The 12,222-nt window shown below is 70.1% G+C and carries 15 protein-coding genes; 14 read left to right on the forward strand and 1 reads right to left on the reverse strand.

Features of this window, described 5'->3' with window-relative positions; genetic code table 11:
- The first annotated feature begins 422 nt into the window (after positions 1 to 422).
- The 6 genes from ADK54_RS31380 to ADK54_RS31400 are packed head-to-tail and all read left to right on the forward strand — an operon-like array spanning position 423 to position 3,986.
- Positions 423 to 863 (forward strand): hypothetical protein, encoded by a 441-nt coding sequence (locus ADK54_RS31380; RefSeq protein WP_053729149.1) that lies wholly within the window; start codon positions 423 to 425, stop codon positions 861 to 863.
- 2 nt (positions 864 to 865) lie between these two features.
- The gene (locus ADK54_RS31385; protein ID WP_053729150.1) at positions 866 to 1,291 is read left to right on the forward strand and encodes a hypothetical protein; all 426 of its coding nucleotides are present in this window, start codon (positions 866 to 868) and stop codon (positions 1,289 to 1,291) included.
- Positions 1,288 to 1,836 carry a hypothetical protein gene (locus tag ADK54_RS31390; RefSeq protein WP_053729151.1) on the forward strand — a complete coding sequence of 183 codons (549 nt, stop codon included), beginning with the start codon at positions 1,288 to 1,290 and terminating at the stop codon, positions 1,834 to 1,836. The genes ADK54_RS31385 and ADK54_RS31390 overlap by 4 nt, the downstream gene beginning before the upstream one ends.
- A gap of 50 nt (positions 1,837 to 1,886) precedes the next feature.
- On the forward strand, positions 1,887 to 2,186 hold the full coding sequence (locus tag ADK54_RS46380) for a hypothetical protein (protein WP_159047955.1): 300 nt from the start codon (positions 1,887 to 1,889) through the stop codon (positions 2,184 to 2,186).
- Positions 2,183 to 3,187 carry a hypothetical protein gene (locus tag ADK54_RS31395; protein ID WP_053729152.1) on the forward strand — a complete coding sequence of 335 codons (1,005 nt, stop codon included), beginning with the start codon at positions 2,183 to 2,185 and terminating at the stop codon, positions 3,185 to 3,187. The genes ADK54_RS46380 and ADK54_RS31395 overlap by 4 nt, the downstream gene beginning before the upstream one ends.
- Positions 3,188 to 3,242: 55 nt before the next feature.
- Positions 3,243 to 3,986, forward strand: a complete 744-nt coding sequence (locus ADK54_RS31400; RefSeq protein WP_234392278.1) for an NUDIX domain-containing protein — start codon at positions 3,243 to 3,245, stop codon at positions 3,984 to 3,986.
- Between the two features lie 13 nt (positions 3,987 to 3,999).
- Here ADK54_RS31400 and ADK54_RS31405 read toward each other — a convergent pair whose 3' ends face one another.
- A complete protein-coding gene (locus ADK54_RS31405; protein WP_053729153.1) occupies positions 4,000 to 5,376 on the reverse strand; it encodes a hypothetical protein in 1,377 nt (458 codons plus the stop codon).
- Positions 5,377 to 5,590: 214 nt separating this feature from the next.
- Here ADK54_RS31405 and ADK54_RS31410 point away from each other — a divergent pair, with 214 nt between their 5' ends.
- The 8 genes from ADK54_RS31410 to ADK54_RS31445 all read left to right on the forward strand — a co-directional run bounded on the left by ADK54_RS31410 (position 5,591) and on the right by ADK54_RS31445 (position 12,164).
- A complete protein-coding gene (locus ADK54_RS31410) occupies positions 5,591 to 6,382 on the forward strand; it encodes a 2-keto-4-pentenoate hydratase (protein WP_053729154.1) in 792 nt (263 codons plus the stop codon).
- 67 nt (positions 6,383 to 6,449) lie between these two features.
- Positions 6,450 to 7,322 (forward strand): acetylating acetaldehyde dehydrogenase, encoded by an 873-nt coding sequence (locus ADK54_RS31415; RefSeq protein WP_053729155.1) that lies wholly within the window; start codon positions 6,450 to 6,452, stop codon positions 7,320 to 7,322.
- Positions 7,323 to 7,335: 13 nt separating this feature from the next.
- Complete coding sequence (gene dmpG, locus ADK54_RS31420) at positions 7,336 to 8,361, forward strand: 4-hydroxy-2-oxovalerate aldolase (RefSeq protein WP_053729156.1); 1,026 nt, start codon at positions 7,336 to 7,338, stop codon at positions 8,359 to 8,361.
- A complete protein-coding gene (locus ADK54_RS31425; RefSeq protein ID WP_053729157.1) occupies positions 8,358 to 9,377 on the forward strand; it encodes a beta-ketoacyl-ACP synthase 3 in 1,020 nt (339 codons plus the stop codon). The genes dmpG and ADK54_RS31425 overlap by 4 nt, the downstream gene beginning before the upstream one ends.
- Positions 9,374 to 9,604, forward strand: coding sequence for an acyl carrier protein (locus ADK54_RS31430; RefSeq protein WP_053729158.1), 231 nt, complete (start codon positions 9,374 to 9,376; stop codon positions 9,602 to 9,604). Before ADK54_RS31425 ends, ADK54_RS31430 begins: the two co-directional genes overlap by 4 nt.
- Before the next feature lie 8 nt (positions 9,605 to 9,612).
- Positions 9,613 to 10,458, forward strand: coding sequence for an HpcH/HpaI aldolase/citrate lyase family protein (locus tag ADK54_RS31435; RefSeq protein ID WP_053729182.1), 846 nt, complete (start codon positions 9,613 to 9,615; stop codon positions 10,456 to 10,458).
- The gene (locus ADK54_RS31440; protein ID WP_053729159.1) at positions 10,455 to 10,985 is read left to right on the forward strand and encodes a MaoC family dehydratase; all 531 of its coding nucleotides are present in this window, start codon (positions 10,455 to 10,457) and stop codon (positions 10,983 to 10,985) included. The genes ADK54_RS31435 and ADK54_RS31440 overlap by 4 nt, the downstream gene beginning before the upstream one ends.
- A gap of 9 nt (positions 10,986 to 10,994) precedes the next feature.
- Positions 10,995 to 12,164, forward strand: a complete 1,170-nt coding sequence (locus ADK54_RS31445) for a GNAT family N-acetyltransferase (protein WP_053729160.1) — start codon at positions 10,995 to 10,997, stop codon at positions 12,162 to 12,164.
- Positions 12,165 to 12,222: the final 58 nt, after the last annotated feature.

The raw sequence follows: 12,222 nt of genomic DNA on the forward strand, positions 1-12,222 counted from the left end.
ACTCCGCGCGCTGCGCACACCGCCGCGCCCAGCACCGAGCCCCGCCAAGCGGCACGCGCATCGCGCCGAGCACCTCCACCCGGCCGGTGCGCAGCCGGCCGCGGCGGCCACGCCGCGACTGCGCAACCCCCGCCGCGACACCGCCGACACACGGTGCGCACGCAGCTGCGCAACGGCCATGGGCGGGATGCGCAGTCCCGCCCAACTGCGCACCCCACGCCCCCCCGGAGCACCCCCTGCGCAGTCGTCCGCACACGCCTCCCCCGTGGTGACCAGCCGTGGAAAGAACAGCAGGGAACCGCTGGACGAACCGTGAGCGGAACGAGACCCAGCGTCCCCGGATTTGGTAAGCGCCGCGGTGAGCGAGCCGGCGAACAGTGACGACAAGCCCGTACATCCAGCGCTGTGAAGGGAAACCTCCTGTGTCACTGCGCCGCCGACTGATCCCCCGACGCCCCCGGCCCTCAGCCCTCCCGGCGCCCCAGCCGTTCCCCTGCGAGGGCGCCGTTGCCTGGGCCCCCACATCGGGTCCGCTCGTCACCGAACTCCTGGCCGCCCGCGCGCACACCGGCCGGCTCCCCGCACTCGGCGCGGTGCAATGGCAGTACGCCGACGAGTACCAACTGCTGGCGCGCTGGGTGATCCGGGACCTGTGGCTCGGCTACCTCGCCGCAACCCGCGGCACGGGCAGCTTCGAGAACCTGCTGACCAACGAACTCCGTGCGCACCTGGACCTCCAGGACGCCCCTGCGCCGCGGACCGCACCGGAGGTCCCGTGGTGGAGCGCCGCCCCCGGCTACGACCACCCCGACATCACCGAGGACGACCCCGGCCTCGACATCGACCAGCGTCCGGCGGCCTGACCATGCCAAGCCTCGAGACGGCCCTCAGCACCTGGTACCCGCTCATCCTGGGCGCGGCCCTCGGCGCGAGAACACTGCTGCGCCACCGCCCGTCCACAACTGCCTCCGCCACGGACGTGATCGGACCGGCACTGGCCGGCCGCGCCGTACTCCTCATCGGCGTCCCGGTCCTGTGGCAGGTGACGGCGCACCTCCACGACCCCGACCTGGAACACGCGTTGCCGTCCTTCTACCTGCACGTCGCAACGGGACTGCTCCTAGGCCTCGCCCTCGCAAGCCTCGCCCTCCTCGCCAGGCGCAGCAGCGCCTCGCACCGAAACCGCCGTTCCGCACGGCAGGACAGGGCTTCTGCCTCTGCCCCCTGCCCGGGCTACCCGGCCGACCACGTCCGTACCGGCCGCACTTCGACCCCGTGGAGCATCCCGTGACCGACACCCAGACCCAGCCCCTCGCCTCCGCGACCGCTGGCACGTTCTACTTCCTCTTCGCCCACACCCCCTATCCGGGCAACCCCCCTGCGCCGGACATCAACGCCACCGTCGTAGTCGCCGAGACGCTCCTGCACCCCGCCGCACACCAGCCCGCCGGCCGCCTGCTCCACCACCAGCTGACCACGGGAAAGGCGCGCCGGGCAGGGGAAGTCGTCCCGCTCTCCACCCTCATTCACGAACTAGCCCTCGGCCAGGACTCGCCGTGCCCATACGACTGGGACGCACTGGTCGACGATCTCCTGGCCCTTTCCCTGGGCGACGGCTGCGACGCACTGACATTGAGCCTGGGCACGGTCGACCTGGCCCTTGTCTGCTGCGGCCCGGCCGTACGGCTTGTCGCCCTCGGCCCCGTCGGCCAAGCCCACCAGGACATCAGCGGACGCGACGCCGTGCTCGACGTCATTGCCCACCACATCGACCAAGCCGTCACCCAACAGCCGTTCTGGCCCGGCGAGATCCCGCTCTCCGCTCTCCCGGAGTAGCAGCCGCACGCCCACCGCCGTGACCTGGCCCACCGACAAGGACCATCCCCATGCCTGTTCCCCGCAGCCAGCCCGCCCCGACCGTCGCGGCCGCCGTCGCCCGATCCAACGGCGGCCACAGGACCGTTGCCATGATCGACCTGGTAGGAGTGATTCTCGGCCCGGTACTCGCCGGTGCTGCCTTCGGAGCCGCAGCCGCGTCCTGGCTCCTGCCCTCTCCCCACTGCTATCTCGTGGGACTACCGGCACTACTCAGCGCCGCACTCGCACTCGCCGCGATCAAGGACCTTGCCCACTCGGCCCTGCGACCCGACGCATCCCGACTCGCTGCGCCAGGAGCGGCCAAGTGACGCCGGCCAATCTCGTCATTGACCCGGCCCTGCCAGAACACCAGCGGCGCGCCCTGCTCAGCGCTCCGCGCGCCCTGCTGACGCCCGCCAGCGACAGTGTCCCCGCCCGCCGAAGGCGCCACCCAGCACTCGCAGCCCTGCCGGTCCTGCTCAAAGGCAGCGCAGTGCTCGGCGCGGGAGCACTGGCCCGCTATGCCCTGATGGGGCTGGAGACCCGAGCCCAGTCGAGGCCAGACCTGACCAGGACGCTCGGAGCTCTGGTCCGGCACTTGTGGCAGACCGCCGGCTCCTTCGTGGAGGTTGCTCTCATGGTGTGGGCGGGCGGCGTAGCTCTGACAGCCCTGGCGGCCGCTCTGCGCCAGGCGTCGGACAACAAGAAACTCCAAAGCCTCGACGATGCCCACGGGCACTACATCCTGGCCGACGAACTCACCGACGACGCCTATGCCCTGCTCGTCCGTGCGGACCAGGCACACCACCAAGTCCTCGCCTCCAGGGTCCACGCAGAGGACCTGGTCGACCGTGAACGCAACAATCTGCTCCCCACGCACGTCTGGGAAGTGGCCCGCGGACTGGCGGACTACTCCCGCCTACGTCGACAGGAGCCCGAAAACCCGCAAGGCCTGGCTCTCACCGAACTGCTGCGGCCGTGGCGCAACACACTGAAGAGCAGTCTCGACGGCATCGAGCACCGCGTCCTCGCCATAGAGGCCTACGCCGAGCACATCGCCAACGCCGATGCCCGCTACCAGGAGTGGGCGCAGATCCAGCGACTGACCACTGCCAGCGGCGAGGCGCTCGACCTGCTGGCACGGACAGCGGGACACGACTTCGCCAGCCAGGAACTTGACGAGCTGACCACTCACGCAGAAGCCGTCGCCACCGCTCTCTCCCAAGCACTTCACAGCGCCAAAACCGCTGCCCTGGATGCCCTCCCAGAACCGCTTTCCGTCGCCGTCGAGGTAGAGGAGCCTATCCACCAGGTGCCGCGACCACGGTAAGTAGAGCGTGAAGCGCTCACCACAACCCCCGTCCGCGCGGTTCTACGATGGGCCGGTGACCGAGACGCTGCCCCCTGTGGGTATTGACCTCTTTGGTGTCGAACGGCTCTACCTGAAGGAGGCTGAGGAGCCACCGCTGTCCCCCCAGGATGAATCGGCCAGAGACCGTGCCTGGGACATGGCGGTCCAGGCCAACCCCACGCTCTTCGACGGGCCCGTAGTGGCGTGTGCAGGACTGCAGTGGACGGGCTCGACGACCTTGCTGCTGTCCTGGGTGCGGGTGACCTACCGGCACTACGCGCTGCGCCGGGTTCCGGGTGCGACCGCGCTGCCGTCGTTGTTCGTGAACGTTGTCCAGCCGATCGATGACGGTCGTGTGCTGGCGGTGAGAATGTCGTCTTCCACGGCTGCTCCGGGCCGTTGGCAGCTGCCGGGAGGTTCGGTGGAGCCGCCACCGGGCGACGGAGTGTTGGATGAGGTGGCGCTGGCCGGCCAGGCGGCGCGGGAGCTGGCCGAGGAGTTGGGGATCGAGGCTGCTCCCGGGGTGTTGAGGCTGTGGGTCGTTACCCGGGGAGAGAACGGCAGCATCGGCCTGACCTACCTTGCCCCACCCCTTTCTGAGACGGCCTTGCGTGAAGGGTTCGCGGCTGCTTCGGCAGCCGAGCTCGCCTTGGGCGGTGAACCCGAACTCGATGACATCGCGCTAGTGCGCTCGCCGGCCGAGCTGGCCTGCTTGAGCGGTCCGCACGCGGACTACCTGGAGCCGCTCGTTGCTCGCTACACGCAGGGCATCGTCTGAGCACGAGGCCGACTTAAGTGTTGGTGAGGAAGTCGCGGGCGCGTTCGTCGAGTTCGGCCGCGCACCGTAGGCCTCGGGCGCGGAAGCGGGCGAGGTCGCCTCTCATGCGGCTGACGGCCTTGCGGGTGCGGACGGAGTGCACGCCGTCCATGTGGTCGATCGCCCGGTGCCAGGTGGCGCAGGCCTGCTCGATGCCGCCGCGCTTGAGGTGCATCTCGGCGCCCGCGACCAGATCGAGGGCGACGATCCGGGCGTAGGTCCCGGCTGGGCGGGCGGTGGCGGCCAGGGCGTACTGCTCGGCGGCGGCGCGGTGATCGCCCAGGGTCTCGTGGACCTTGGCGGTGCGGGAGTAGACGGATGCTGCTGGCGGACCCCATGTCAGGGCCCAGAACTCGACCTTGTCGCCGGGGGCGTTGGTCATCAGGGTGCGGGCGTATTCGGCCTCGGCGAGGGCGCCGCGGCGCTTGCCGATTTTGGCGAGGGTGTGCGCGTGGACCACGCGGAAGAGGGCTTCGGTCTCGGCGTCGACTCGCCCCTTGGCCCGGTTCAGGCCCGTTTCGGCGAGGCCTTGGCAGTGTTCGGGGCGGTGGAGCTTGAGGCCCTGCATGGCCATGGTGCGCATGACGAAACCGTCCTGGCCGGGGATGCCGGATTCGGCGGCTAGCGCGTAGGACTGCAGGTAGTAGCGCTGGGCGAGTCCTTGCTGGCCGGCGTCGTAGCTCTTCCAGCCGAGCAGGTGCACGCCGCGGCTGGCGGCCGACAGCATCTGCTGACGGACCTCGTCGGTGCGGAAGCGGGCCCGGCACAGCGGGGCGACGTCGTCGCGGAGGTAGGTGATCAGGGCGCTGCGGCCGTGCTGCCCGCCGTGGCGTTCGTCCATTTCGGAGAAGGCGCGGATCATGTCGCGGACGGCGGCGACCTCAGGCATGCCGACGGTGTGGCCGGTGCGGGCGGCGGCGGTGCGGGCGGCGATCTCGTGCACGTGGGTGAGTGGCAGGGCGGCGGCGGCCACGGAGTACGCGGAGCCGGTCAGGAAGTGGCGGCGGTCCAATTCGTACCTCCACATCGGCAGGAGCGCGTCCAGCGGGTCGTTGCTGAGGGACAGCCCGATAGTGTCATTCTCCGCTTCGCCCGCGCCGGTGGGGAGGCCGAGGTCGCACGGGGTCAGGAGACGGCCCAGGCGCCGGGACAGGACGACGGCGAGATAGCGGCCGGTGTCCCCTCTCGGGGTTGCTCCGGCGATCCAGTGCTCCACAGCGCTCTTGTTTGTCTGTAACGCCGTGCCGCATTCGGCCGCGACCGCCCGGACCGCCTTGGCCAGGGCTTCGTAGGTGAGGCCGGACTCGGCGACGAGGTCACGAAGTTGCTGGTTCGGTGTGCGCGCGGTCATGAGCACCTGCCCGTATATACGCGGTATACCGCTTGGCCCGCTCGCCACCGTACCGCCGCAAGCCCGCCGGGGGTTGACTCTTCATCAGGCCAGGACGCCCCGGCGCCCGGCATAGCCGAGGCCCGGATGTGGGGCGGCGCCCCGCTGCGGATCTGCTCCTGCGCCCCTTCTTCAACAAGCACCCGGATACCCCGTTGGGTTGGGAGAGATCTCCATGGATGAGCGGCGAGTTCCGTGGATCAACGACGAGGCGAGAGCCCTGCTCGGCGCGGAGCGCGACCGGGTCCCGGTGGCTTCCCTGACCGAGCGCCGGGGCGGACTGGCCTTGGAAGACGCCTACCTCATCCAGGCGGCAGCAATCGCGCGGCGGATCGCGGGCGGGGCCCGCGTCGTCGGACACAAGGCGGGGGTGACCTCGAAGGCGATGCAGGAGCAGATGGGTGTCGATGAGCCGGATTCCGGTGTCCTGCTGGACCACATGGTGCTGCACAGCGGCAGCACTCTGGTGCGGAGCGAGCTCATGCAGCCGCGGGTCGAAGCGGAAATCGCCTTCCGGCTCGGGTACGACCTGTCCGGCCCGGACACCAGCGTCGATGCCGCTCGAAATGCGGTGGCCGAGGTGTTCCTCGCCCTGGAGGTGATCGACACCCGGTTCACCGGCTGGCGGATCACCGTGGCGGACAGCATCGCGGACAACGCTTCCTGCGCACGCGTCGTGACCGGCCCCATGGTCCCGTTCGATGCGGACATGGACCTGGCCGCCGAGTCGCTGGTGATCAGTGTGAACGGCGTGGCCGTGGCCACGGGGGAGGGCCGGGCAGTGCTCGGCCACCCGTTGAGCGCGCTGGTCTGGCTCGCACACCGGCTGAACCGCTTCGGCGCCGGCCTGAAGGCGGGGGACATCGTCCTGGCCGGGGCGGTGCACGCCAGCCTCCCCCTGGAAGCCGGTTCAACCGTGCGCACCCACTCGCCGCATCTGCCCGCCGTGGCGCTCTGCGTCACCTGACCCGGGGGCGAAGGGCGGCCCCTTCTACCAACACGTACGTCATCCACGAAGAAGAATGGGGATAGCTATGCCTGTGGGCGAGCGACGCACGAGCGTCGCGGTGCTCGGCGCGGGACTGATCGGAATCGACCTGGCCGACAAGGTCCAAGGGTCGAAGAGCCTGGAACTGCGCCTGGTGGCGGGCCGCAGCAGGCAGAGCCTAGGCCTTGCGCGGGCAGCCGCCATGGGGTGCCCGACGGCCTGCGGAGGAATCGACGCCCTGCTGGAATCCGGCCCCTTCGATGTGGTCTTCGACGCCTCGAACGCCGACGTCCACGCCGGTCACTGGGCGGCCCTGCGCGAGATCGGCACGACGCTGATCGATCTCACCCCCACGCAGCTCGGCACTGTCATCGTGCCCACCGTCAACGGAGACCAGGCGGCCGCCCACCGGCACATCAACCTGGTCAGCTGCGGCGGCCAGGCGGCCATCCCGGTGCTGAACGCCGTGGCTCAGCACTGCACCCCGGCCTACATCGAGGTGGTGTCCACCGGGGCGAGCGCGAGCGCGGGCCGGGCCACCCGGCTCAACCTCGATCAGTACATCGCCACCACCCAGGCCGCGATCCGCTCCTTCACTCACGCCCCCGACGCGAAGGTGATGGTCAACCTCAGCCCCGCGCGGCCGGCACCCCCGTTCCGGGTGGCCATGACCGTCCTGGCACCCGACCTGAACCCCGGCCCGCTCCGCGCCGCCATCACCGCCGCTGCCGAGGAAGTCCAGGCGTTCGCGCCCGGCTTCACGGTGAACTCCGTCGAGCTGGAGGACGACCGGATCTCGGTTGTGGTGGAGGTGACCGCCACCGGCGGCCGCATCCCCAGCTACGCCGGAAATCTCGACATCATCAACGGCGCCGCCCTGCTGCTCGCCGAGCAGTACGCCGCCGCCCCGTCCCGGTGAAGGGAACCCCCTCATGGACGTATCGACCAGCGGTCAGCGGCCCACGGTGCTCATCCACGACCCCACCCTGCGCGACGGCCACCACGCGGTAGGGCATCAGCTCGACGCCGACCAACTGCACGCGTATGCCCACGCCGCCAACGCCGCTGGGGTGCCCGTGGTCGAGGTCGGCCACGGCAACGGCCTGGGCGCCAGCAGCCTCCAGATCGGACGCGCGAAACTCCCCGACGCCGCCATGCTGAACACCGTCCGCGACGCTCTCACCCACTCCAAAATGGGGGTCTTCATGGCCCCCGGCTGGGGTACCGCCGAGGACCTGCGCGCTGCCGTTGCGCACGGAGCGGACGTGGTGCGGATCGCCGCGCACTGCACCGAGGCCGACGTCACTGAACGCCACCTCGGCGTCGTGCGCGACCTCGGGGCCGAGGCCCAGGGCGTCCTGCTCATGAGCCACATGGCCAGCCCCGGCCAGCTTGCCGAACAGTGCGCCCGGCTCGCCCTGTTCGGGGCGCAGGCCGTCGGCATCATGGACTCCGCCGGCCACTACCTGCCGTCCGACGTGACCGAACGGGTCCACGCCATCGCCGCGGCGGTCAACCTCCCCGTGATCTTCCACGGGCACAACAACCTCTCCCTGGCCGTCGCGAACTCCATCGCCGCGATCGAGGCCGGAGCCTGCATCATCGACGCCACCGCACGCGGCTTCGGCGCAGGCGCCGGGAACACCCAGCTCGAAGTCCTCGTGGCTGTACTCGAACGCCGGGGCTTCGACACCGGCATCGGGCTGCGCGAAGTACTGCATGCGGCGGACGTCGCCGAAGCGCGGCTGATGAAGGCGCAGCCGGTCATCGACTCAGTCAGCCTGGCCAGCGGCCTGGCGGGGGTGTTCTCCGGCTTCCGCAAGCCGGTGCTGGCCACCGCCCGCCGTGAGGGCGTCGACCCGGTCGATCTGTTCCTCGCGCTCGGCGAGCGGCAGGTGGTCGCGGGCCAGGAGGACCGAATCGTCGACGTCGCCCGGCAGTTGAAGGCGTCCCGATGAGTACCCACCGCACACCCCGGCTGGCCGGGTCGGGCGAGCGGGCCGCCATCCTGTGCGGGGTCGGGGCCGCGCTGCCGGACACGGTCGTCACCAACGCCGACCTCACCGCACGGCTGGACACCACGGACCAGTGGATCCGCTCCCGTACCGGCATCTCCCAGCGGCGTATCGCAGGATCCGACCTCACCACGGAGGATTTGGCCGTCCACGCCGCAACGAACGCCCTGATCCACTCCTCATCCCCGCCCGTACAGGCACTGGTGCTGGCCACAACCACCCCGGACCGGTGCTGCCCGGCCACCGCGCCCGCTGTGGCGGCCCGGCTCGGCCTCGGCAACATCCCGGCCTTCGATCTCGCAGCAGGCTGCACCGGCTTCCTCTACGCCCTGGCCACCGCGGCTGCACTCATCGCGGCCGCCACAGCGCAGTCCGTCCTCGTCATCGGCGTCGACCGCCTCGCCAGCCTCCCCGCCTCCAACGACCGAACGACGGTCCCCTTGTTCGGCGACGGAGCAGGCGCTGTCGTGCTGCGACGCGGCACCGGAGCAGATGCCGGAGCGCTCGGGCCGGTGGTGCTGGGCAGCGACGGCACCCACGCCGACCTGATCCGCGCCCAAAGCCCCGGCGCCCTGCGGATGGAAGGCGCCGAAGTCTTCCGCCACGCCGTCGACCGCATGGCCACCGCCTCCCGCCAGGCCGCCACAGCGGCCGACTGGGCTCTGGCCGACGTCGACCACCTCGTGCCGCACCAGGCCAACGCCCGGATCACGGGCTTCACCGCCCGCCAGCTCGGCATCCCCGAAGACCGCCAGCTCCACAACATTGAGCACGTGGGAAACACCGGCGCCGCCTCCATCCCCCTCCTCCTGGCGCAAGCCGCCACCGACGGTCGCATCACGCCCGGCCAGCGCCTCCTCCTTACCGCGTTCGGCGCCGGACTGACCTGGGGCGCCACCACCCTCACCTGGCCCAACCTGTCTCCCCGGCCCATCCACACGAAGGGACTCCCCGCATGACCGGCGAACTCACGGCCATCCTGCGCGACGACCTCAACCTGCCCGCCGACGCACTGACCCCGGGCGCAAGCCTCGACGAAGCGGGATTCGACTCGCTCGCCATGGTCGAGCTGTCCGTCCTGCTCGGCGACCGCTACGGCATCGACATCACCGACGCCGAGATCAAGAACGCCGCCACTCTCTACCAACTCGGTCTCCTCATCGAGCGCAAGCGCGACGAAAGGTGAGCACCGCCATGCACCCCACCAGCAGCAGCCGCGGACGGGCCTGGATCGTCACCCCGGCCCTGACACCCGAACGCTTCAACACCGCACAGAACTCCGGCGCCGGGGTCGCCCTCGTCGACATCGAGGACTCCGTCGCCATGCCCGAAAAGCAGCTCGCCCGGACCACGGCACAGCAGTTCTTCGAGCGCCCCGGCGCCCCATGCACGCTCGGCATCCGGATGAACTCGCCCCTCACCCTGGAGGGCACCAAGGACCTCGTGGCCATGGCCGCCTACACCGCCAAGCCCGACCTCATCCTCGTCCCCAAGACCGAATCCGCCCGCGACATCGAACTCGTCGCCAGCGTCCTGGACACCGACGGTTACACACCCGACATCTGGGCCCTGATCGAAACCCCCCGCGCCTTCGACAAGCTCCCGGCCATCCTGAAAGCACCCCGCCTCGGCGGCGTGGTCTTCGGATCCGCCGACTACGCCGCCACCGTCCGCTGCGACCTGGCATGGGACACCCTGGCCTACGTCCGCTCTGCCCTGGTCAACGCCGCCACCGCAGCCGGCATCCCCGCGATCGACGCACCGGTCTACGCACTGGACACCCCCGACGCGCTGCGCCGCGAAGCAGAAAAAGCCAAGCAACTCGGCTTCCACGGCAAGGGGGCAGTCCACCCCCGCCAGGCGGCCGTCATCAACGAGGTTTTCCTGCCCACCGAAGACGAGATCGCCCACGCGCGGGCGGTTGTCGCCGCCGGCGAGAAGAGCGGCAACGGCGTGACCTCCGTGAACGGGCAGATGGTCGGCACCCCGTTCTTCACCGCCGCGCGCGCTCTGGTTGCAGAAGTGGACGGCACCCGGTGAACGACACACTCCCGCGCGGCTACCGCCGCATCGCCCACAGCCGGATCCGGGAGAACATCGGCCTCGGCTACGACGAACTCACCCTCGGCCTGGTCATCGAGCACCGGCCAGGCCGGACCGTCGCCGAACTCGACAACCTGCTGGGCGCCGCGCTGAGCAGCAACCCGGCACCCATCCACACCGACGCCCACTACAGCAGCCAGACCCAGTGGGGCCGCATCCTCGTGTGCGGAGGTGTCACGCTGAACCTGGTCGCCGGCATGACTGTCCGCAGCACCAGCGGCATGACCGTCGCCAACCTCGCCCTCGACGAAGTCCGCTTCGAAGCACCCGTCTTCGTCGGCGACACCCTCTACGCCCAGTCCGAAGTCCTCTCCCGCAGGCTCTCCAGCAGCCGCCCCAGTACAGGGATCGTCGTCTGCCGAAGTTCCGGCCACAACCAGACCGGCAAGCGAGTGCTGACCTTCACCCGGACCTTCTTCGTCCCCACCGACCCCGACACAGTGCGCGACGCCACCAACTACTAGGAAGCGACCATGAGCGAACTGACCTTCGCCCCGGCCGACGACCGCCGATGGCAGCAGTACGACGAGCTCGCCACCCGCAGCTACGGCCACCGGGTCGGCGACATCACCGACCTCCGCGAGCACGCCGACCTCCAGATCGCAATCCGCGACGGCAAGGTAGTCGCCGGCGGCCTCGGCTTCGTCGTCGACCAGTTCTTCGGCGGCGCCCCCGTCCCCAGCGCCTGCCTCGGCGCCGGATGCGTCGCCCCCGAGGAACGCGGCCAGCAGCTGGGCGCCCGCATGACCGCCGAGCGACTGCGCCCCCTTCGCGAGCGGGGCGCGGTGATCTCCGTGCACTCCACCTCCTCGAACGGCTACGCCCGCCGGCTCGGCTGGGAAGCCCCCGTGCAGGTATTCGCCTGGACCGTCGCCACCGACGAACTCAAGAGGTCATACACCGGCGAGGACTTCGAGATCGAACACGGCCTGACCGAAGACGCCCAGGCGCTTCAGCGAGATCTCGCCCAGCAGTGGAACGGCCCCGTCCTGCGGCCCGCCTGGTGGTCCACCTGGAAGGAGAACAAAAGCACCCTGACCACCTACCGTTTCACCCGGCCTGGTCACCCCACAGCCGGAGTCCTGTCACTGGCCACCAAACGGCGCGAGCGCCACGGCGTGAGCCTCATCGTCCACGACTTCTGGGCCGCCAACCAGCCCGCCGCAGCAGCGATGCTCGCCTTCCTCGGCCGCCACAACACCCGCGCCGAAACCATCGAATTCCGCCGCGGAGCCCTGCCGCCCTACCCCACCCTGCTGCACAACCTCCACCGCTTCCGGCTCCTCGCTGAATCCTGGCACCCCTGGATGCTGCGCATCCTCGACATCCCCGACGCCATCAGGCTCCGCGGCTGGCCCACCGACCTCACCACCGCCGTACCCATCGAGATCGAGAACGCGGCCGGCGACGAGTGGGACCGGTGGATGCTTCAGGTGAAGGACGGAGCGGCCGAGATCGCCCCCACCCATGTGGAAGGACAAGTTTCCTTCTCGCGGCGCCAGCTTGCCGTCTGGTACGCCGGTGGCTACCGATCCGCGACCTCCGCCCGCATGGCCGGGGTCCACGCCACATCGCAGAAGGCCCTCGCGACTCTCGTCCAGAGCACGGCAGAGTTCGAACCCTGGCTGCCCGACCACTTCTAGCAGCCATGAATGCTGGCGATGACACCCGCCAGCCAGCCAGTGCTTGCTTCAGAAAAGG

The organism is Streptomyces sp. WM6378, assembly GCF_001279695.1.
Taxonomy (GTDB): domain Bacteria; phylum Actinomycetota; class Actinomycetes; order Streptomycetales; family Streptomycetaceae; genus Streptomyces.